Genomic DNA, 21821 nt, shown 5'->3' with positions numbered 1-21821 from the left:
CAACAACAAAAGGAGACATTTATGCTACGTTCTATTCCCACCGTTTTGGCTGCGGCCCTGTCGGCCGTGCTCATCGGCCTTTCCACTCCTGCAGCTGCGGTGGATCCCGCAGCTGCGCTGGCGGCGTTGAAAGACAATGTGCAGAGTCTGGGCCCCAATGGCGAGAAGCCCGCTCCAGCCTCGGCGGTGCAGCTCAGCGACGTCGAGTTGGCCAAGATCAAGACGATGAACGCCACCGCGGCCATCGTCTTGCATTACAGCGGCAACGACTGGTCGCGCGCCCAGATTGCCGGGCTGAAGGACCAGTTCGCCAAGATGAACATCAAGGTGATTGCCGTCACCGATGCTGGTTTTAAGCCTGAAAAGCAGGTCGCCGACATCGAAACCGTACTGACCCAGAAGCCGTCGATCATTGTCTCGATTCCGGCGGATCCGTCGGCCACGGCCTCGGCATACAAGGCGGCAGCGGCCCAGGGCGTAAAGCTAGTATTTATGGACAACGTGCCCAAGGGAATGCAGGCGGGTAAGGACTATGTCAGCGTTGTTTCAGCTGACAACTACGGCAACGGCGTGGCCTCAGCCCATTTGATGGCACAGGCACTGAAAGGCGAGGGCGAGATTGGTATCGTCTTCCACGCGGCCGATTTCTTCGTCACACGCCAGCGCTTCGACGCTTTTAAAAAGACCATCACCAGCGACTACCCGAAGATCAAAATCGTTGCCGAGCAGGGCATTGGCGGGCCCGACTTCACAGGCGATGGCGACAAGGCCGCCAGCGCCATGATGACCTCGAACCGCAAAATCAAGGGTATCTGGGCGGTCTGGTCCGACCCTGCCGAAGGCGTGATTGCCGCAGCGCGCACCGCTGGCCGAGACGACCTGGTCGTCACCACGGTCGACCTGGGTGAAACAGTCGCGATTGAAATGGCGCGCGGCGGTTTCATCAAGGGCCTGGGTGCACAGCGCCCCTACGACCAGGGCGTCACCGAAGCCTTGCTGGCTGGCTACGGCCTGCTGGGCAAGACCGCACCGGCCTATGTGGCCCTGCCGGCCTTACCAGTGACCAAACAGAACGTGCTGGAGGCTTGGCAGACCGTCTACCACGTGCCGGCCACAGAAAAAATCAAGAGCAGCCTGCGCTGAACTTGTTCTTAAATCGACCCTTTGGAGCGACCACAGTATGAAAGCAGTCTATTTGCCTGGCAATAAAGAGGTGGTGGTGCGCGAGCTCGATCCCCCTCGGCCCGGCTACGGAGAGGTACAGATCGCCGTCAAGGCTTCCTGCATCTGCCGCAGCGATATGAGCCTGTACTACGGCAATGCGTTATTGGGGGATGCCGAGCCCGGCCGCTTTGTCTGCGGCCATGAGCCAGCCGGTTTCGTTGAAGAACTCGGTCCTGGGGTCTCGACACTGAAGGTCGGCGACCGCGTGGCGGTGCACCTAGCGCTGGGCTGTGGCACCTGTCCGGCTTGCCGGCGCGGCATCTTTCACCTGTGCCCAACCTGGAAATGCATTGGTTTTACGGCCCACGGCGGCAATGCCAACTATATGGTGGTACCCGAGCGCAATTGCCTGCGCATTCCGGACGCGATGAGCTTCGTCGCTGCGGCGATTTCGACCGATGCTTTCGGCACCCTGTACAGCGCTTGCAAGAAGCTCGAACTGTCGGGCGCTAGCACCCTGGGTATCTGGGGCATGGGACCGATGGGTTCGAGCGGCATTCTGGCGGCAAAGGCGCTGGGCGCGCGGGTCGTCGCCTTCGACCCTATCGCCGAGCGCCGCGAGTTTGCACTCAAGCTCGGTGCCGATTTAGCCCTGGACCCGACCGCCGTTGACGTGCTGGACTCGATCAAAGAGTTCAGCCACGGCGACGGGCTGAGTGCGGCCATCGACTGTTCGGGCAATCCGGGGGCGCAGAACATGGCGCTCGATGCCGTGCGGCCCTTTGGCAAGGTGGCCTTCATCGGCGAGTCCAAGGAGACCACCATTCGCCCCAGCGAACAATTGATCCGCAAGCAGATTACCTTGATGGGTTCTTGGTACTTTGGCATTGCCGAATACGCCGAGATCGCCGAATTGTTGATCTCCAAAAAGATCGACCTGGAGCAACTAGCCACGCATACCTTCAGCTTAGATGAGGCACCACTGGCCTTCAGCTTGTTCGACCAACGAAAGACCGAAAAGGCCGTCTTCGTTATGTGATCCCCCCCCACGCACCGGGTACTACCCAGTGCAGCGTTCCTAGCAACCACCATGCCCTCACTTTTGGATTTTTCCATGAAAACTTTCTCTGTTTCCCGCCTCGGCGCAGCGCTATGTACCGCTGGTTTTGTCATGGCACTCGGTATTACTGTGCCAGCCTTGGCTTATGACCCTGCCAGCGCGTTGAAAGACGTGGCCACGATGCTGCCACCCGCTGGACCAGGCGGCGAAAAGCCGGTCCCAGCGTCCGAAATCAAGTTGACTGCGGCCGAGATCGACCAGGTCAAAGCCAAGAAGGCCAAGGCCGCCATCGTTATGCACTACGGTGGCAACGATTGGTCGCGTGCCCAGGTCGAGGGGCTGAAAGCCCAGTTCAAAGTGATGGGCATCGAAGTCATTGCGGTCACCGATGCGGGCTTTAAGTCCGAGAAGCAGGTTGCCGACATCGAAACGGTGTTGGTGCAAAAACCCGACATCATTGTCTCGGTGCCAACCGATCCGGTGGCTACCCGGGCTGCCTATCAAAAGGCTGCCAAGCAGGGTGTAAAGATCATCTTTATGGGCAATGACCCCAAGGGCCTGGAGGCTGGCGTTGATTATTTCAGCAATGTGTCGCCCAACGACTACGGTAATGGCGTGGCGTCGGCGCATCTGATGGCACAGGCCTTGGGTCCAAACGGCGGCGAGATTGGTATGGTGTTCCACGCCGCGACCGACTTCTTCCAGACCCGCCAGCGTTACATCGGCTTTAAAAAGGTGATGGCCGACTTCTACCCGAACATCAAGATCGTCGCCGAGCAAGGTATCGGCGGTCCTGACTTTGTGGGTGACGCTGAGAAAGCTGCCGGAGCCATGTTGACCTCGAATCGCAAGCTCAAAGGTATTTGGGCCGTATGGGATGTGCCAGCCGAAGGCGTGATCGCGGCCGCCCGTGCGGCTGGTCGCGATGATTTGATCATCACTACCGTTGACTTGGGCCAGAACGTCGCCATCGACATGGCGCGCGGCGGCTATGTCAAGGGCGTTTCGGCACAGCGTCCATACGACCAGGGGGTGACTGAGGCCTTGCTGGGTGGATATGCGCTGCTGGGCAAGAAGGCCCCGACCTTCGTCGCCTGGCCAATCATCCCTACCACCAAGGCGAATGTGCTGGATTCGTGGAAGCAGGTCTACCACGTGGATGCGCCAGACAACATCCGCAAAAGCATGAAGTAACTTTAGCCAACGTTTTGTACGGGGGGGCGCCAGTTGCCGCCCCCGGCCCACACTTTAAATAAGGAAATAACCATGACCAAAACTCTCAATGTCGCCATGATTGGCGGCGGCTTTATGGGCAAGGCCCACGCTCTGGCGTATGCCGCGATGCCGATGTTCTTTTGGCCCGCGCCCGCCATCCCCGTACGCAAGGTGGTAGTTGACATCAACCCGGCTGCGGCCGAAACCGCCCGCCAGCGCTTTGGCTTTGAAGAAGCATCCAGCGACTGGCGCGCGGTGATTGCTCGTCCCGATATCGACATTGTTGACATCGTCACCCCTAACGACAGCCACGCCGAGATCGCCATCGCCGCAGCCCAGGCCGGCAAGCACATCATTTGCGAGAAGCCGCTGGCGCGTACCGCGCTTGAAAGCAAAGGCATGCTCGACGCCGTAAATGCTGCCGGCGTGATCCATATGGTCGCCTTTAACTACCGCCGTACCCCGGCCGTGGCGCTGGCGCATAAATTTATCACCGAGGGCCGTATCGGCAAGATCCTGAACTTCCGCGGCACTTACCTGCAGGACTGGAGCGCTGACCCTGATTCGCCGTTGTCCTGGCGCTTCAACAAGAAGATCGCTGGCTCCGGGTCGGTGGGTGACATCGGCACCCACGTGGTTGACCTGGCGCGCTACCTGGTGGGCGACATCAGCGCGGTTAACGCCATGACCCACACCTACGTCAAGACCCGGCCTCTGCAAAGTGGTGGTGTGGACAAGCTTGGCGCGGCCGATAAAAACGCCAGCGGTCCGCGCGGCGCGGTCGACGTCGACGACGAAATGCTGACGATGCTGCGCTTCGCCAACGGCGCGGTGGGCTCGATTGAAGCCACCCGCAATGCCTACGGCCGCAACAACTTCCTGACATTTGAAATCCATGGCGAGCGCGGTTCCATCGTCTTCAACTACGAACGCCGCGACGAATTGCAAGTGGTATTTGCCGACGACCCAGCCGAAGTGCGCGGCTTTCGTACCATCTACACCGGCCCAGCGCATCCCTACGGCGATGGCCTGTGGCCGATCCCGGGCCTTGGCATTGGCTACACCGAAACTAAGATTGTCGAGTGCTACGACCTGTGCAAGGCCATCGTCAGCGGCCAGCAACCATCGCCCAACTTTGCCGATGGTTACCGCATTGAGCTGATCGCCGAAGCCATCCTGCATTCGGGTCAAACCGGCCTGTGGACTGAGATTCCTGCATGAACGCCAGCGCCCCGAATGCCGTTGCCGTGCGTATGACCGGCGTGTCCAAGTCGTTCGGAGGTATTCGGGCGCTGGACAACGTCGACCTGAGTTTCCACAATGGCCAAATTCATGCGCTGCTCGGCGGCAATGGGGCTGGCAAGTCGACCCTCCTGAAGATACTCAATGGCGTTTACACGCCCGATGCGGGCAGCAAGATTGAGGTCGGCGGCGTGTCGCTGACTGAAAACACGCCCGAGGCTGCGCGCAAGGCCGGCATTGCAATGATCTTCCAGGAGATGAGCCTCGTGCCCACGCTGAGCGTGGCGCAGAATATATTTTTGACCCGCGAGCGGCGAGACGGCCTGGGACTCATCGACGACGCCAAGGCCGAGCGCCAGGCGCGCGAACTGTTTAGCGAGCTGGAGATCGACATCGACCCCCGCCTGCTGGTGTCCGAACTCAGCGCCGGCCAGCAGCAGCTCACCGAGATCATCAAGGCCATGTCGCAGCAGCCGAGTATCTTGATACTCGACGAGCCGACCACGGCGCTGTCGTCGATTGAGACCGACCGGCTGTTCAGTTTCGTGGTGCGGCTCAAGGCCAAGGGCGTGGCGATCGTCTACGTTTCGCACCGCATGGATGAAATTTTCAAGATCGCCGACGTGGCCACCATCCTGCGCGACGGTCGGCACGTGATGACGGCACCGATCAGCGAGTTCACACTGCAGACAATGATTGAGCATATCGTCGGCAGAAGCGCAGCTGGTTTCCATGACTTTGAACGGCAGACGGCGCTGGGCGAACCGTTGGTCGAGTTGCGCGGCGTGTCCGGTACCCGGCGGCCGCAGAACACCGTTGACCTGGTAGTTCACCGCGGGGAGGTGGTTGGCGTTGCCGGCCTATTGGGCAGCGGCCGCAGCTCCATGGTCCGGGTGCTATGCGGCATCGACCCGCTGGCCGCAGGCGAGATCCGCATCAAGGGTCAGTTGGTGTCGATCAAGAGCCCCCGCGACGCCATCCGCCATGGCATCGCGCTAATTCCTGAAGACCGCCGGCGCCAGGGCTTCGTGGCGGCGCACAGCGTGGCCGAGAATATCCATCTGCCGGTACTCGACAAGCTCAGCAAGTTCTCCTGGATGCTGAACGACAAAGCCAAACAACATGCCGATGGCCTGATCAAGAGGTTGCGCGTGAAAACCGCTTCGGCCGACAGTGCCATCAGCACGCTGTCGGGCGGCAATGCGCAGAAGGTGGTAATCGCCAAATGGCTGGGCAACAACCCGGACGTATTGGTGCTCGACGAACCGACGGCGGGCATTGATATTGGCAGCAAGGGTGAGATCGTGGCGCTGATCCGCGAACTTGCAAAGCAAGGCAAGGCCGTGCTAATTCTTTCGTCCGAGCTGGCCGAACTGCTAGCCGCAAGCGACCGTATCGTAGTCATGTCTAACGGCCAGCTGGTGCGCGACATTCCCGGCAGCGAGCTAGAGGAAGTGATGGCGCCCGCCAGTGAACCGGCCGAGCGCCAGTTGCTGGCCGAACGCTATTTGCAGATGGCGCTGCAAAATCGGGCTCAGCAATATGCCAAGACTTTCAGCACCGGTCCGAACGGCGAGACCCCGGAACTGTCGGTGAATGTCAAACTCAGCGACGAGGAGCTAGCCCGGATACGGGCCATGCAGGCGAAGGCGGCGATTGTGATGCACTACGTCGGAAACGACTGGTCGCGTGCCCAGGTCGAAGGGCTGAAGGCGCAGTTCGCTGTCATGGGGATTGAGGTGGTCGCAGTCAGCGACGCGGGCTTCCGGGCCGAGCAGCAGGTCAAGGACATCGAGGCTGCGCTGGCGCTTAACCCGCAGATCATCGTCTCGATACCGACCGACCCGGTGGCGACGGCGGCGGCCTACCGCCATGCTGCCGAGCGCGGCGTGCAACTAATCTATATGGATAACGTGCCCAAGGGCCATGTGGCCGGGCGCGATTACGTGAGTGCTGTCTCGTCTGACAACCACGGCAACGGCGTCGCCTCGGCCCAGCTAATGGCCAAGGCGCTGGGTGGCCAGGGTGAGATCGGGTTGGTATTCCATGCGGCCGATTTCTTCGTGACGCGCCAGCGCTACGAGGCCTTCAAACAGACTATGGCCGAACAGTACCCCGGCATCCGTATCGTCGCCGAGCAGGGTATTTCTGGTCCCGACTTTGCGGCGCAGGCGCGGCTGGCGGCGCAGGCCATGCTGGCCGCGCATCCGCAGCTCAAGGGCATCTGGGCGGTCTGGGATGTACCGGCCGAAGGCGTCATCGCGGCGGCCCGAGCCGCAGCCCGCCCGGATCTGGTGGTCACCACCATCGACCTGGGCCAAGAGGTGGCCGCCGACATGGCCCGCGGCGGCAACGTGCGAGGCGTAGCGGCCCAGCGTGTTTACGACCAGGGCGTAATCGAGGCTCTGCTGGCGGGATACGGCCTGCTTGGAAAGGCGGCGCCCGCCTTCGTTGCACTGCCGGCGCTGCCGGTGGACAAAGACAACGTGCGCGACGCCTGGCAGATCGTGTACCGCCATAACGCCCCAAATTTTGAACACATTACACCGCAAGGAGATTTTTCATGACCACTTCCACGCTGGCTGCGCGTCCTTCCCCGCTCGCGCTGTTCACCACCTCTTGGCGCAAATACGTCATCTATCTTGGCTTTATCGCGATCTTCATAATTTTCTCAATCACCCTGTTCGACAAGGGATTTTTGGACCCGAACAATCTACTCAACATCATTCGGCAGACCGCGATGATTGCGGTGATGGCGGTGGCTATGACCTTTGTGCTGTGCGCTGGCGAGATCGATTTGTCGATTGGCGCGGTGGCCGGCCTGGCCACGGTAACTACCGCGATGGCGATTGACGTTGCCGGGCCCTTCGTGGGCGTTTGCGCTGGTCTGGCTACTGGGCTGGTGGTCGGCGTGTGCAACGGCCTGCTGACGACTCGGATCGGCATTCCGTCTTTCCTGACCACGCTGGCCATGCTGGGTGTTGCCAAGGGCATTGCCATGTGGGTCAGCGGCACCGCGGCTATCCCTATCCTGGCGCCCACCTATTCCTTCCTCTTCGGCGGTGGCAACATTGGCCCGGTGCCAACGCTGTTGGTGTGGATGCTGCTGTTCGGCGTGTTCGGCCACCTGGCGCTGCGGCGCACCGGTTTTGGCCGCCGCGTGCTGGCCACCGGCGGCAACGAAACAGCGGCCCGCTATAGCGGCGTCGACACTCGCTCGATCAAGATGCGGGTGCTGATGCTGTCCAGCATGTCGGCAGCCGTCGCCGGCATGTTGTACGCGGGCCGCCTGCAGTCGGGGCGCTTCCAGCTCGGCGAAGGCGATGAACTGTCGGTGATCGCCGCTGCGGTGCTCGGCGGCACCAGTTTGTTTGGCGGTGCCGGCACCGTGGTGGGAACTATCATGGGCGCGCTCATGATAGGCATGATAAATAACGGCCTGATCCTGATGGGGTTGGAGTTCAGCCAGCAGTTGATCGCCAGGGGCATCATCATCATTCTTGCGGTCGCCTTGAGCCAGCAAAAACGTTAAACCCAAACATAAGGTCAAACCCACCATGAAACCTGGTTGCACCATCATCGGTAACGTCCACGGACGGCCGGAAAAGCGCGATGAATTGCTGGCGCTGCTGCAGTCCTTCATCGGCCCCACGCGGGCCGAGGAAGGCTGCATCGAGTACCAATTGCACGTTAGCGCCGAGGACCCCAACGCCTTCATGTTCTACGAGAACTGGGCGAGCCGCGCGATCCTGGAGCAGCACATTGCTATGCCCTACATCCAGCCGCTCATCGCGCGCCAGGACGAGCTGCTGTCGCGCCCGGTGGAGATTGTTCACTATGAAATGCTCGCGCCTTTGCAAGCGGTGCGCGTGCCAGAGTGAATGAAGATGCTGCTGCGCATGAATCAGTACCCGGCTCCGGCAAGATTGAGGACAGTCTGAAATGTCCATCATTGAGATTGCCAGACGGGCCGGGGTGTCCACTGCGACCGTATCACGGGTCGTAAATAACAACTACAGCGTGCGTCCGGAAACCCGCAAAAAGGTAGAGGGCGTGATTGCCGAAATGGGTTACCGGGCCAATTTTTTGGGCCGCAATCTGCGTACGGCGCAAAGCCGGCTGTTGCTGACCATGGTGCCCGACTTCGGCAATCCCTTCTATGCCGAGATTGTGCGCGGCATAGACGGTGTAGCGCGTGCAGAGGGCTACCACCTGCTGCTGTGCGACACCAGTTCGGGCGTGGGGGCTGACCGCACCTATTTCGATCTGCTGCGCAACCGCATGGCCGATGGCGCGATCTGTCTCGACCCCGCCACTATCCAGCAAGAACTCAGCCAAGAAACCGGCGAACTGTGCTGGATAGCGTGTTGCGAGTTTGACCCCGCGGGGGCCGTGCCATTCGTCGGTATCGACAACACCCGCGCCGCCTTCGATGCAGTAAGTTATTTGGTTCAGCGTGGCCGCCGCAGCATCGCCTTTCTCAACAGCGACCCGCGTTTCCTGTATTCGCAGCAGCGCCACGAGGGCTACCTGAATGCGTTGCACGTTGCCGGACTGACGCCACCCGCCGGGGGGATGGTCACCACCCCGGGTTTGACCTACGACCACGGCCGTGAGGCCATTGCCGATATTTTGGCTACTGGCCTGCGCCCGGATGCGGTTTTTGCCGTCTCCGACACGCTCGCCATTGGTGCCATGCAAGGCTTGCGCAACGCCGGACTTTCGGTGCCTAGCGATGTGTCGGTGATGGGCTTCGACAACATCCAGCTCTGCACGATGGTGCAGCCAGAACTAACAACCGTGGCGCAGCCGATGCACCAGCTGGGTGAAACCGCTGCCAAGCTGTTGCTGCAGCGCATCCGCAATCCTGACGCTGCCATCGAAGGCATCGTCCTCGACCACAAATTGCACATCCGTGGCTCAGCCTGATTCCCATACTGCATTTAGAAACCATGAAAACACTCCAAGGTCCTGCCATCTTTCTCGCCCAGTTTCAAGGTGAAACGGCGCCCTTCGACACCCTGCCAAATTTGGTGCGCTGGGCGGCGGGCATGGGTTACAAAGGCATTCAGCTGCCTACCAACTCTGGCCTTATAGATCTCAAGCAGGCTGCCCAAAGCCAGACTTACTGCGATGAATTGCTGGGCCAAGTAGCAGAGTTCGGCTTGCAGATCACCGAGCTGTCGACCCACTTGCAAGGGCAGCTGCTGGCGGTGCACCCGGCCTACGACCAATTGTTCGACGGCTTCGCACCCGCCGCGCTGCGCGGCAACCCGGCAGCGCGCAGCGCCTGGGCTGGCGAGCAGCTGCTGTTGGCTGCGCAGGCGTCGAAGCGATTGGGCCTGCGCGCCCATGCGACCTTCTCTGGCGCGTTGGCCTGGCCTTATCTCTATCCTTGGCCACAGCGTCCCACCGGGTTGGTTGAACAGGCATTCGCCGAACTGGCGCGGCGCTGGCTACCCGTGCTGGATGCCTTTGACGAGGCTGGGGTGGATGTCTGCTATGAGCTGCACCCCGGCGAGGATCTGCACGACGGCGTCAGCTTTGAGCGTTTCCTTGCGGCGGTCGACAACCACCCGCGCGCAAACATTCTTTACGACCCAAGCCATTTCCTACTGCAACAACTCGACTACTTAGCGTTTATTGACATCTACCACGCCCGCATCAAAGCGTTCCACGTGAAGGACGCCGAGTTCCGGCCGGACGGCCGGCAGGGGGTGTATGGCGGCTACCAGAACTGGCTGGAGCGCGCCGGGCGCTTCCGTTCCCTGGGCGACGGACAGGTGGACTTCGGCGCAATTTTTTCCAAGTTGGCGCAATACAACTACGCTGGCTGGGCTGTGCTGGAATGGGAGTGCTGCCTCAAGCACCCGGAGGACGGTGCGCGTGAAGGCGCCGAATTTATCCGCCGCCACACCATCCGGGTGGCTGAGCGCGCATTCGATGACTTTGCCGCCAGCGGCACCGACCCGCAGATGCTGGCCCATGTGCTGGGCCTAGGTCCTGCTGTAAACCCTTGATGGAAGCAGACATGCAAAGACGCATACGTATCGGCCTCGTTGGCGGTGGCCAGGGCAGTTTCATCGCCGCGGCACACCGTGCTGCTGCCCGCCTGGACGATGGCTATGAACTGGTCGCCGGAGCGTTGTCGTCCGACCCGCAGCGGGCATTGGCCAGTGGGCTTGAACTGCGTCTGGACCCCGAACGTTGCTATGCCGACTACGCTGACATGGCCCGGCGTGAGGCGCAGCGTCCCGACGGTATCGACGCGGTGGTCATCGTTACCCCGAACCACCTGCACTTCCCGGTGGCGCAGGCCTTCCTGGAGCAGGGCATCCATGTGATCTGCGACAAGCCGATGACGACGCGGCTCGACCATGCGGATGTATTGCTGGAACTGGCTGAGCGCCAGGGCCTGCTGTTTATGGTGACGCATACCTATTCGGGCTATCCGATGGCGCGCCATGCCCGGGAACTGGTACGCAACGGCGCGTTAGGCGACATCCGTGTGGTGCAGGTTGAATACGCCCAAGACTGGCTAGCGGAACCGCTGGAACTGACCGGCCAAAAACAGGCCGAGTGGCGTGCGGACCCCAAGCGTGCAGGTCCGGCCGGTGCGTTGGGCGACATCGGCACGCATGCCTTTCACCTGGCCGGTTTCGTTACCGGGCTACAGGTTGACCAGCTTGCGGCCGAATTGACCACGTTCGTTCCTGGCCGCGCGTTGGACGACCATGTGCAGGTCATGCTGCGTTACCAGGGCGGCGCGCGCGGCATGCTGTGGGCCAGCCAAGTGGCCACCGGCAGTGCCAACCGGCTTCAACTACGGGTCTTCGGCAGCCGCGCCGCTATCCATTTCGACCAGGAGAGCCCTGACCAGTTGCTATTCACGGGCCTGGGCGAAGCTACGCAGATCGTGCGCCGCGGCGCCACACCCGCAGGAGGCGATGCGGCCCTGGCTACGCGGCTTCCGGCCGGCCACCCGGAAGGTTATTTCGAAGCCTTTGCGCAGCTCTACCGCGACTTTTCGCTCGCCTGGCAGGCCCGTGTCGCAGGCCTGCCGTTCGACACCGCGCACCACCCCATGCCCACCGTGCGCGACGGGCGCCAGGGCATGGCTTTTATCGACGCCGTGCTGCGTAGCCACCAGGGTGGCAGCAGCTGGGTCACTTTGTCCTGAACGCACCCCCATTGGAGAAAACCATGTTTCGTTATACCGCCGAAATCCTGCCCTACCATGACCATCCGCTTGAAGCTGCACTGGCGGAACTCGCCAAACTCAGCTACAGCGAAGTCAACCTCTGGTCCAGCGCCGCCCCGCTGGCCCACCATGTGAACCCAGGCGACGATGTTGGGGCCATCAAGGCACTGCTGGATAAGTACAACCTGAAGCCTTGTGGTCTGACCATGTACGGCAAGAACCAGGCTGAAATGCTGGAACGCATCGACTTTGCCGCCGAGCTGGGCATTGACACCGTGATATTCGATTGCGAGGCCAACTACAGCGACTTTGTCGCTACGTTCCTGCCGCCGCTGGTTGACCGGGCCGAGCAGCGCGGTGTGCGCATCGCTGTGGAAAACCACCTGACAGTGCCATTCTCGGCCGACTTCGAAGCGGGCGGCAACGAGGAAAAGCGCTGGGACGAAGGCGTGGACAGTTTGGCCCAAATAAAGCGTTTGGTGACCGACATCGACCACCCAAATCTCGGCGTTTGCCTGGCGCCGCCGCACTTGTGGGTGATGGGCGAAACTATCACCGAGGCCATTACCTTTTTGGCCGAGCGTAAGCGTCTCTACTATTACTACATATGGGACATTGACCGCGCTTATCGCCGAGGCGTCGACGGTCTAAACTTTGGCCCCGGCGAAAAACAATTGCCCCGCGCAGACGGCACTCTCGACCACGCTGTGCCGCTGGCGGCGCTTAAGCGCGTGGGTTATACGGGCGCGGCCAGCGTCAAGTGCCATGGCACGCATGGCTGGTCGCTCGACTACATCAGTGCGCAGCTGAACGCCTCCGACGCCTACATCCGCGATTGCATGCGGCGCATCGGCTAAGGCGCTGTCGGGCGCTTCGGCTGGCGATGCTGTAGCAGCTGGTACGCCTAAAAATTTCAATCTGCCAAAGTGCGCAGCAAAGCACGGTTAATCTCCTCCAGCCCTATCCCATGTTCGTAGGACAGCGTGCGGATCGCGGCACCGTTGTCGCTTTCCAAAGCGCTGGCGATATGCAGCAGGGGGGCGTAGGGGCCGGTGTTACGCACGGTGGCGTTGTAGATGCGGCTGCTCAAAGGTACGCGGTGCAGGGCGCTGCCCAGGGCTTCACCCATCAGCACGTCGATCTGCGAGAACAGGCCGCAGAGGTAGATTTCGCGGGCCAGTTGGTGCTCGGCCCCGGAGTCCATCAGGTTTTCCATCAGCCGGGCGCGCAGCACCATGGCGGCCTTGACCGGGCGCAGGTTGGGGTCGCGCGATGCCTGGGGCAGTTGCTCGACCAGCCAACGCTTGAGCTGGCTGGTGCCCAGCAGCATCAGGCCGTGGCGCAGCGATTCGACCTCGTTGCGCAAGCCCACCGCCGCCGAGTTGGCGTAGGCCAGGAAGCGGAAGGTCAGGATGGGCTCCATGCCCAGTAGGGCTTCGATTTTTTCCACCGGCACATCGTCGTCCACCGCCTGCACCAGCTGCACCATGGCCCGGTGGTCGGGGGCGGTGGCCTGGCGCTGCAGGGCGTGCAGGATGTCTTCATCGGGCCAGCCCAGCAGGGCGGTGGCGTGTTGCTGGTCCAGGCAGTGCTCCACCAGCAGGCGGCTGGCAATGCCCTCGTACAGCATGCCGGGTTGTACCGGACTGGTTCCGCCCGGCGTGCCGGCACGGCTGCGGGCTGCGGCCTGCAGGGCGGCCAACGCAGCCTGCGGCGACAGGCGCAGCAGGCGGGTGAAAAAGCAGGCGGCCAGCTCGGGGCTGGGGGGCTGGTCGGATTCGGCCCGCCAGACCAGGCGCAAACCGCGCTGTTGGGCGCGTTGTACCCGCTGTGGCATGGCGTGGCTGCCCATCCATTCGCTGCGGACTTCGATCCAGTACGGGGCCAGGTTGGGGAAAGCGGTGGGGGCCGGGGCATGGTCCAGCAAGTCACGCAGCAGCGCGGGCGACTTGAGGGACAGCAGCAGCGGCGGCGCGCTGGGTTTGCCCTGGTCGTGTAGAGCGCCCAGCAGGCGTTCGGCATCGATGCTGGCATCGGCCCGGCCCTCGATGAACAACTGCACCGCCGCCAGGCTGCGCGCAGCGTTCCACAGCGGGCGGTAGCCCAGCGTGATGCTGCCAAGGACAGATGTGGCCATTGCGGGCGCGGAGTAGGCGCGGGGAGTCCGCGGTTAACTGATGTAGTTAAACAATGATAGCTTCTGGATCGAGGCGTAGGACTTCAGCGCGGCCTGGTAGGCGGTTTGCTGGTTGCTCTGGTCGGCGGCGGCGGCAATCATGTCGATGTCTTCGGCGTTGGACTTGTCGGTCTTGGCCTGGATGGTGTTGCTGGACTGGGTGTCGGTGATGCGGTCGGCACGGGTCAGCAGGTCGCCCGCTTTGCCCCGGCTGGCGCTGATTTTTTCCAGGCTGGTGTCGATCTGGGCCAGCGAAATTGCCTGCTCCTGGTTGAAGTTGGCGTCGTTGCTGTTGGCCCCCACGGTGGTGGAGCCCACTGCGTACATGCTGCGGATGCTACGGTCGAGCACGTCAAAAATGCTGGGCCGGTTAGTGGTGGCATTGGGGTTGACGTTGAGCGTATCGCCATTGCCGGGCACGCCGCGCACCACCATCGAGATGCCACCCATCACGATGGACTGGCCTGCGGTGTAGGTCTGTGCGGCCGAGGTGGTGTTGGTGGTGTTGTTGGTCACCGTGTAGGTGGTGGCACCGGTGGCGGGGGCCACGGGAGCGGTGAAATTGACGGTGAAGTTGGTGCCCTGGGCGCCCATCAGCGAGGCATCGGTGACCACCCCGATATCGGTAAACGCCTTGCCGGTGTTGGCCGCGCCCAGGCTGACGCTGAATACGCCGTTGCCCTGCGGTACGTCCATCCAGGCAGCGCGGCCGTCCAGCGTGAACGGTATCGCCACGGTGCTGGCGGCGGTCTGGCCAGGCAGGCCGTTGTAGTTGTAGTCGGGGTCGGGGGCGATGCCGTTGGCACTGGTTTCAAACGGGGCCGAGGTGCTGCCCAGGCCGTTGAACAGCGGCATGCCGTTGCTGTCTTTTTTGTTCGCCAGGGTCAGCAGTTCGTCGCGGATACCGACCAGTTGCTTGGCAATGGTGTCGCGCTCCACCGGGCTGTTGGCACCGTCGCCTGCCTGCACTACCAGGGTGCGGAATTCGGTCAACAGGTCATTGGCGTTGCCCAGCGTGGATTCGGCCTGGGTGATGGCGCTGACCTGGGTGTCCAGCGCGCGCTGCTCGGTCTTGATACGGTCGATGCGGGTGTTGGCGCGTTCGGCCTGGGCGGCGCCAGTCGGGTCGTCGCTGGAGCGTAGGATTTTTTTGCCCGAGGTCATGTTTTCTTGCAGCGCAGACATGGTGGCGTACCGGGTTGTCAGATTGCGAAGCGCGTTGTCGTAGCCGGTGGCACTGGCCAGGCGGGTGAATGAATTGCTCATGGTCTTCTCCTGGCCTACCGGCCGACGCTGGCCATCAGGCTGTCAAAAATGGTTTGGGCAATCTGGACCATCTTGGCCGATGCCTGGTAGGCCTGCTGGTACTGCAGCAACTTGGCGGCCTCTTCGTCCAGGTTCACGCCCGAGACGCTGGTACGCGAGGTTTCCAGGTTGTCGGCAATCGACTTGGACACCTCGGCGGTGTACTGCACGCTTTGCACTTTCACGCCCACCTGCGACATCAGCGCGGCATAGCCATCGGACAGGCTGGAGCCGTCGAACAGGGCCACATCGCGCAGGCCCAGTAGCGCATCGGCATTGCCGGCATTGAGCTTGGCGTAGCTGGGGTTGGCCGGGCCTAGCGTGATGCTGTCGCCATTCTGGGCAGCGCCCGACAGGGTCAGCGACCAGCCAGAGGACGGGTTGGCAGAGTCAAATGCAATCGGCGTGCCAGGGCTGTAGGTGTAGACCGTGGCCCCGGTGTCGCTGCGGGTGTAGGTGTTGCTGCCGGTGAAATTCAGCGTGATGTTGGCTGGAATCGGCACCGACTTGGCGGCCAGATTGGCCACGGCCAGGCTGCCGGTATTGGCTGTGCCCATGGCGGCCTGCACCGGGCTGGATACAGCCAGTTGGCGTGGCGAACCAAAGGCCGTGGTGATTTTGCTGGCCGCCGTGCGGTAGGGCTGGAGCAAAAAGCTGTCGCCCGTGGCCGGGGTGCCACCCACCGCAATCGCCAAGCCATCGTAGCTGCCGGTGGTGGGGTCGGGCAAAACGGTGGTGTTGTCCGACAGGCGCTGCACGGTAAACGCCGTGGCCGAGGTAAAGGTGACCTTGTAGTCCGAGGCAGCGAGTTTGGCCACGGTGGGCGCATCCACGCTGATGTTCACCGTGCCGCTGCCGGTGTTGAAACTGGCGGCTGCGCCGGTGGGCATGCTGACCGGGCTGAACAGATTGCCCCCGGCATTGCCGTCCAGGTCCAGCCCGAGCTTGTGCTGGGCGTTGACCACGGTGGTGATGCTGGTGGCGATGCGGCCCAGCAGGTTGGCACCTTCGGCCAGGTCCTTGTTTTGGAACTTCAGCATGCCGGTGATCGATCCGCCGCCCATCATGTCTTCGGACAGCACCACGGTCTGGCTGCCAAACACCATGGCGATCTGGCTTTGCGAGGCATCCTGCGGGTTGGACTGCACCTGCAAGGCCGTTGCCTTGGTACCCAGCACCAGCGGCTGGCTGCTGGCGGCAAACACCGTGACCGTACCGTCGTCGGCATCGATCTGGGTGGTCTGGATGTACTGGTTGAGCTGGCTGATCAGGTTGTCGCGCTTGTCCAGCAGGTCGTTGGGCGACTGGCCGTTGCCCTTGGCCAGCTGGATCTGTCCGTTCACCGCCGCCAGGTTGGTGGTGATGGTGTTGACCGCGGCTGCGGCGTTTTGCAGCTCGGTGGTCAGGCCGGTTTGCAGATTGGTCAGCTGGGTGGCGGCATCGTTGAAGCGGGCGGCGGCCTCGTCGGCACGCGTCAGTACCACGGTGCGGGCGGTCAGGTCGGTCGGGGCGCTAGCCACGTCGGAGAACGCATTCATCATGTCCGTGACCGCTGCGCCCAGGCCGTTGGTGCCGCCTTTGAAAATGTCTTCCAGCTGCAGCAGCTTGGTGGCCCGGGTCACGTCCGAGGCCGCGACCGACTTGGACAGCGCGGCCTGGCGGGTTAGGTACTCGTCGTGGTTGCGCTGGATGGTCTGGATGTCCACACCCTTGCCGATGTAGCCGCCGCCGGTGAACTGGCCTTCCACCGTTTGCAGCACCACGTTTTGGCGCGAATAGCCGACCGTGCTGGAGTTGGCAATGTTGTTGCCAATGGTTTGCAGGGCTACTTCATTGGCCACCAGGGCCCGTGAGCCGACGTTGAGGAGGTTGCTCATGGCGGTCTTTTAGGCGTAGGCCCGGCGCAGTTGCTGCGTCACGGTGATGGCCCGGTTCAGCTTGGCGGCGTAGTCGGGGTCGGTGGCGTAGCCCGCACGTTTGAGCTCGGTGGCATAGGCCTGGGACGAGCCGGTCTGCTGGCGCGCCTGGGCGTAGCGCGGGCTGTTGTTGATCATGTTGGCGTAGTCGTTGAACGAGTCCTGGTAGGAGTCGTAGGCGCGGAACTTGGCGCTGACCTTGCGGGTTTCGCCATTGACTACTTCGTGTGTGGTGACGGTGGTGGTCTTGCCGGTCCAGCCACTCCCGGCCTTGATGCCGAACAGGTTGAACGAAGTGCTGCCGTCGGGGTTCTTGATTTCTTTGCGGCCCCAGCCGGTTTCGTGCCCGGCCTGGCCCAGCATGTAGCTGGCAGGGATACCGGTGGCCCGCTCCACGGCGGTGGCGGCGGCGTTGTGCTGCTCGACAAAGCCGGTCTGGCTGACGCTGGCCGGTTTGGCCGTCGGGGCACCCAGCGGGGTGGCCATTTTGAGGGTGCCGCTGGTGTCGGCAGGGACGGTTTGGCGGGTCAACTGGCGCTCAATGGCGGCCGACAGACCGCCGGGCTGGCCCGACATGGTGACCGACAGCTGCTGGTCCAGCAGGTCGCTGCCCAGGTCGCCCTGGGGGCTGTCGAACAAGCCGGATTTGGTGGTGGCCTCGCGCATGCTTTTGATCAGCTCGCGCATGAACAGCGATTCCAGCTGTTTGGCGGTTTCCTTGATGGCACCTGCGCCGTCTTTGCCCGCCTGCATCTTTAGCGCGTTCAGCGACTGGGCATCGGCGGCCAGCGCATTGCTGGAGACTTGCGAAGTTTGGGTCAGTGCCATCAGATCACCTCCAGTTCAGCATTCAGTGCGCCCGCAGCCTTGATGGCCTGCAGGATGGCCAACAGATCCTGCGGCGTGGCGCCCAGGGCGTTCAGGGCGCGCACCACGTCGGCCAGTTGCGGCGCGGGCGGCACCTGGATCAGGATGCCGGGCTCTTGCTTGATCTGGATGTTGCTCTTTTCCGTCACCACCGTCTGCCCTTGCGACAAGGCGTTGGGCTGGCTCACCGAGGGCGTGGTGCTGATGCTGATGGACAAATTGCCGTGCGCAATGGCGCAGGGGCCGAGCGTGACCGATTGGTTCAACACGATGGAGCCGGTGCGGGAGTTGATCACCACCTTGGCCGCGGGGGCCGAGGATTCCATGGTCAGCTCTTCCAGGTCGGCCAGAAAGTTGACGCGGGCATTCGGGTCATTGGGTGCGCGGACCCGCACGGTGCGGCCGTCCATGGCGTTGGCCAGGCCGCTGCCCAGGCGGTTGTTGACGGCGGCGGCCACGCGGCGGGCGGTCTGGAAGTCGCTGGCGTTCAGGTCCAGGGTGATGAAGTCGCCATCCTGCAGCGGTGTGGGCACGCTGCGTTCCACCTGCGCACCGCTGGGGATGCGGCCGGCGCTGAGGTGGTTGATCTGTACTTTGCTGCCCCCGGCGGCGGCACCGGCTCCGGCCACCACCATATTGCCCTGGGCCATGGCGTAGATTTCGCCGTCGGCTCCGCGCAGCGGCGTGGCGATCAGCAAGCCGCCCTTGAGCGACTTGGAGTTGCCCATGCTGGCGACGTTGATGTCAATCGTCTGGCCCGGCTGGGCAAAGGCGGGCAGTTGTGCGGTGACGATCACCGCCGCCACGTTCTTCAGCTGCAGCGACGATGCCAGGCTGGCGGGCAGGGTGATGCCCATCTGCTGCAGGTAGCTAGACAGGCTTTGCGAGGTGTAGGGCATCTGGGTGGTCTGGTCCCCGGTGCCGTCCAGCCCCACCACCAGCCCGTAGCCGGTCAACTGGTTGCTTCGCACGCCCTGGATGGACGCGACTTCCTTGATGCGCAGCGCCTGCGCGGGCAAAGCCGCCAGCAAAGCCATGCACAGCCCGCATCCCCATGCCACGGCACGGCGTGTCGACAGGAGGCGGAGAACATGCATGGCGAATAACCCGTTGTCTGGTTCGGCCGAAATGGCGGAACCTTTAGCATTATTTTGCGGTGCGTCAGTGCGCGAGAACGGCGGAAAAGGCGGTGGTTTCCGGTCAATTGGATTTGCTATTATTTAAATAGCTACTAGCGTAGACGCTACCTATGCTAAAGGCCAATTTGGCTTAAAAAATGGCCGAAATCACCGCCACTGTTATCCCAAGGCAAGCGCAGCCAAGCCCCTTCCAGAACAGCGCGGAACTGGCTCCGCCAGGCCGCTGCTGTTGCCCCCTGCAAGGGGGTTGGCGAAAACACGCAGTGTGTAGCCTGGGGGTGTACCTAAAACGGCATCACGTTCATGAAAAAGCGGCCCAGCCAGCCCATAGCCTGCGCTTCGCCCTGTTGGCCGCGGCCCTTGGACTCGATGCGCGCATTGGCCACCTGGGTGGAGGCGACGATGCTGCCCGGCTGCACCGCCCGCGGGTCCACCGTGCCAGAGAAGCGCAGCACATCCACGTTCTGGTTCACGCCGATCTGCTTTTCGCCGGTGACCACCAGGTGGCCGTTGGGCAGCACTTCGACCACGGTGACGGTGATGGCCCCCGAGAAAGTGTTGGCGCTTTCGGTGCCGCCCTTGCCCGAAAAGTCGTTGCTGGAGGTGGCGCCGATGCCGAACTTGTCGAGCAGCGGGGTCTTCAGGAAGGGAATGCCGGTGATGCCCGCGGCTTCGGCGGCGGTGCGGTTCACGGTGCTGGTCGATTTTTGGCTGGCGCTGACGTTCTCCACGATCTGGATGGTCAGGTTGTCGCCCACCAGACGCGGGCGGCGGTCTTCAAACACCGGGCGGTAGGCGGCCGAGGCAAACAGGCTGCCGGTGGGTCGGGCGTTGGTGGCCACCACGGTGGGTGGCAATTGGCGGGGCCCGGTGGATTCGGCGAAATCCACCTTGGGCGCGGGTGCCAGGGTTTCGCAGCCGCTGAGCAGGCCCAGAAGGCAAAGCCCTGCGACGGCAGCAGCAGTGGTGGCGATGCGCATCTTGGCTCTCCTACAGCTGGGCCAGCTTTTGCAGCATTTGGTCCGAGGTCTGCACGGCCTTGGAATTCATCTCGTAGGCGCGCTGGGTCTGGATCATGGTCACCAGTTCCTGCACCACGTTGACATTGCTGGTTTCCACAAAACCTTGCTTCACCACGCCCATACCGCTCACGCCCGGCGTGCCGGTGGTGGGCTGGCCCGAGGCCGCCGTTTCGGCGTACAGGTTGCCGCCCTTGGGCTCCAGACCGGCCGGGTTGATGAAGTTGGCCATGGCGATATTGCCCGCCGGTTGCGGCGTGGCGTTGCCGGGCAGCATCACTGTGACGGTGCCGTCGGTGCTGATGGTGACGCTTTGGGCGTTGACCGGAATGGTCACGCCGCTGGCCACGGTCAGGCCCTCGGCCGTGACCAGGCGGCCCTGTGAATCCACCTGGAACGAGCCGTCGCGGGTGTAGCCGATGGAGCCGTCGGTCTGGTTGATCTGGAAGAAGCCATTGCCGTTGATGGCTACGTCCAGCGTATTGCCGGTCTGCTGCAGGCTGCCCTGGGCAAACGAGCGGGTGGTGGACACGGTGCGCACGCCCAGACCCAGGTGCAGGCCGGTGGGTAGCTGGTTTTGCTCGGTGCTATTGGCCCCGACCTGGCGCAGGTTTTGGTAAATCAGATCCTCAAACACCGCGTTGGCGCGTTTGTAGCCGGTGGTGGAGACGTTGGCCAGGTTGTGCGAGATCACGTCCAGCTGGGTTTGCTGGGCTTCCATGCCGGTCTTGGCGATCCATAGCGAATTAATCATGGCGGTCTTTCTATTTAGCCCTGGACATTGAGCAACTGGCTGGCGCTTTTGTCATTGGTTTCGGCGGTTTGCAGCAAGCGCATTTGCGTCTCGAACTGGCGGGCAGTCTGGATCATGCCGACCATGGTTTCCACGGCATTGACGTTGGATCCCTCGACCGCACCCGCCAGCAGCTTGGCGTTGGCATCGTTGGGCAGCGGGTCGCCGGTGGCACCGCGGAACAGGCCGTCGTCGCCGCGCTTGATGGGGTTGTCGGCATCGGGGGTGACCATCTTCAGCCGCCCCAGGCTGGTGGAAGCCTGGCCGGGCACCTTGGCGCTGATGGTGCCGTCGGTGCCGAGGGTGATGTCCGAGCCCTGGGGCACGTCGATGGGCGCGCCGCCGTCAGACAGCACCGGCAGACCGGTGGGCGTGACCAGGGTGTTGGTGCTGGAGATTTCAAAAATGCCGCTGCGGGTATAGGCCTCGGTACCGTCCAGGCCCTGCACGGCGAACCAGGCATTGCCCTGGGCCATGGCATCCAGGTTGCGGCCGGTACGCTGCACCGGACCGGGGGTTTCGGAGTGGCCGGAGGTGGTTTCCAGCGCAAATACGCGGGTGCTGGAGCCCGGGCCGTTCAGCGGCACCGAGCGGTAGGTGGCCAGCTCGGCCCGAAAGCCACTGGTCGACACGTTGGCCAGGTTGTTGGCCAGCACGGCCTGCCGATTGGCCGCCGTGTTGGCCCCCGTCATCGCGGTGTAAATGATGTGGTCCATGGCGGCGG

At 62.7% G+C, this 21821-nt stretch carries 19 protein-coding genes; 11 read left to right on the top strand and 8 right to left on the bottom strand.

What is annotated here, in order from left to right:
- Positions 1 to 21: 21 nt before the first annotated feature.
- From Q0T48_RS11140 to Q0T48_RS11090, 11 genes are all read left to right on the top strand, one after another.
- On the top strand, positions 22 to 1143 hold the full coding sequence (locus tag Q0T48_RS11140) for a substrate-binding domain-containing protein (protein ID WP_295956280.1): 1122 nt from the start codon (positions 22 to 24) through the stop codon (positions 1141 to 1143).
- A gap of 37 nt (positions 1144 to 1180) precedes the next feature.
- Positions 1181 to 2203: an alcohol dehydrogenase catalytic domain-containing protein gene (locus Q0T48_RS11135; RefSeq protein ID WP_295956278.1), complete on the top strand. Its 1023-nt coding sequence runs from the start codon at positions 1181 to 1183 to the stop codon at positions 2201 to 2203.
- 75 nt (positions 2204 to 2278) lie between these two features.
- Positions 2279 to 3418, top strand: a complete 1140-nt coding sequence (locus Q0T48_RS11130) for a substrate-binding domain-containing protein (protein ID WP_295956277.1) — start codon at positions 2279 to 2281, stop codon at positions 3416 to 3418.
- Between the two features lie 72 nt (positions 3419 to 3490).
- A complete protein-coding gene (locus Q0T48_RS11125) occupies positions 3491 to 4660 on the top strand; it encodes a Gfo/Idh/MocA family oxidoreductase (RefSeq protein ID WP_295956274.1) in 1170 nt (389 codons plus the stop codon).
- On the top strand, positions 4657 to 7248 hold the full coding sequence (locus Q0T48_RS11120) for an ATP-binding cassette domain-containing protein (RefSeq protein WP_295956272.1): 2592 nt from the start codon (positions 4657 to 4659) through the stop codon (positions 7246 to 7248). Before Q0T48_RS11125 ends, Q0T48_RS11120 begins: the two co-directional genes overlap by 4 nt.
- Positions 7245 to 8213 carry an ABC transporter permease gene (locus Q0T48_RS11115; protein ID WP_295956270.1) on the top strand — a complete coding sequence of 323 codons (969 nt, stop codon included), beginning with the start codon at positions 7245 to 7247 and terminating at the stop codon, positions 8211 to 8213. The genes Q0T48_RS11120 and Q0T48_RS11115 overlap by 4 nt, the downstream gene beginning before the upstream one ends.
- 25 nt (positions 8214 to 8238) lie before the next feature.
- A complete protein-coding gene (locus tag Q0T48_RS11110) occupies positions 8239 to 8562 on the top strand; it encodes a putative quinol monooxygenase (RefSeq protein ID WP_295956269.1) in 324 nt (107 codons plus the stop codon).
- Positions 8563 to 8623: 61 nt separating this feature from the next.
- On the top strand, positions 8624 to 9610 hold the full coding sequence (locus Q0T48_RS11105) for a LacI family DNA-binding transcriptional regulator (RefSeq protein ID WP_295956266.1): 987 nt from the start codon (positions 8624 to 8626) through the stop codon (positions 9608 to 9610).
- A 23-nt stretch (positions 9611 to 9633) separates the two neighbouring features.
- On the top strand, positions 9634 to 10701 hold the full coding sequence (locus tag Q0T48_RS11100; protein WP_295956264.1) for a sugar phosphate isomerase/epimerase: 1068 nt from the start codon (positions 9634 to 9636) through the stop codon (positions 10699 to 10701).
- Between the two features lie 11 nt (positions 10702 to 10712).
- Positions 10713 to 11861 carry a Gfo/Idh/MocA family oxidoreductase gene (locus Q0T48_RS11095; RefSeq protein WP_295956261.1) on the top strand — a complete coding sequence of 383 codons (1149 nt, stop codon included), beginning with the start codon at positions 10713 to 10715 and terminating at the stop codon, positions 11859 to 11861.
- Positions 11862 to 11884: 23 nt separating this feature from the next.
- Positions 11885 to 12739, top strand: coding sequence for a TIM barrel protein (locus Q0T48_RS11090; protein ID WP_295956260.1), 855 nt, complete (start codon positions 11885 to 11887; stop codon positions 12737 to 12739).
- A gap of 56 nt (positions 12740 to 12795) precedes the next feature.
- Here the strand turns inward: Q0T48_RS11090 and Q0T48_RS11085 are convergent, their stop codons facing one another.
- The 8 genes from Q0T48_RS11085 to flgF all read right to left on the bottom strand — a co-directional run bounded on the left by Q0T48_RS11085 (position 12796) and on the right by flgF (position 21813).
- Complete coding sequence (locus Q0T48_RS11085; RefSeq protein ID WP_295956258.1) at positions 12796 to 14019, bottom strand: HDOD domain-containing protein; 1224 nt, start codon at positions 14017 to 14019, stop codon at positions 12796 to 12798.
- A gap of 33 nt (positions 14020 to 14052) precedes the next feature.
- Positions 14053 to 15324, bottom strand: coding sequence for a flagellar hook-associated protein FlgL (gene flgL / locus Q0T48_RS11080; RefSeq protein ID WP_295956256.1), 1272 nt, complete (start codon positions 15322 to 15324; stop codon positions 14053 to 14055).
- A 14-nt stretch (positions 15325 to 15338) separates the two neighbouring features.
- Positions 15339 to 17240: a flagellar hook-associated protein FlgK gene (gene flgK / locus Q0T48_RS11075; protein WP_295956254.1), complete on the bottom strand. Its 1902-nt coding sequence runs from the start codon at positions 17238 to 17240 to the stop codon at positions 15339 to 15341.
- Between the two features lie 9 nt (positions 17241 to 17249).
- Positions 17250 to 18107, bottom strand: coding sequence for a glucosaminidase domain-containing protein (locus Q0T48_RS11070; RefSeq protein ID WP_295956252.1), 858 nt, complete (start codon positions 18105 to 18107; stop codon positions 17250 to 17252).
- Positions 18107 to 19243 carry a flagellar basal body P-ring protein FlgI gene (locus tag Q0T48_RS11065; RefSeq protein ID WP_295956250.1) on the bottom strand — a complete coding sequence of 379 codons (1137 nt, stop codon included), beginning with the start codon at positions 19241 to 19243 and terminating at the stop codon, positions 18107 to 18109. Before Q0T48_RS11065 ends, Q0T48_RS11070 begins: the two co-directional genes overlap by 1 nt.
- Positions 19244 to 19569: 326 nt before the next feature.
- On the bottom strand, positions 19570 to 20265 hold the full coding sequence (locus tag Q0T48_RS11060) for a flagellar basal body L-ring protein FlgH (RefSeq protein WP_295956248.1): 696 nt from the start codon (positions 20263 to 20265) through the stop codon (positions 19570 to 19572).
- 10 nt (positions 20266 to 20275) lie between these two features.
- Entirely contained in the window at positions 20276 to 21058 is a 783-nt protein-coding gene (flgG, locus tag Q0T48_RS11055; RefSeq protein ID WP_295956247.1) for a flagellar basal-body rod protein FlgG, read from the bottom strand.
- A gap of 14 nt (positions 21059 to 21072) precedes the next feature.
- Positions 21073 to 21813 carry a flagellar basal-body rod protein FlgF gene (flgF, locus tag Q0T48_RS11050; protein ID WP_295956245.1) on the bottom strand — a complete coding sequence of 247 codons (741 nt, stop codon included), beginning with the start codon at positions 21811 to 21813 and terminating at the stop codon, positions 21073 to 21075.
- Between the last annotated feature and the right edge of the window lie 8 nt (positions 21814 to 21821).

This window comes from Rhodoferax sp., from assembly GCF_025354435.1.
Lineage (GTDB): Bacteria > Pseudomonadota > Gammaproteobacteria > Burkholderiales > Burkholderiaceae_C > Rhodoferax_B.
Note: the sequence above shows the minus strand (reverse complement) of the source record. Positions and strands in the feature narration are given on the sequence as shown.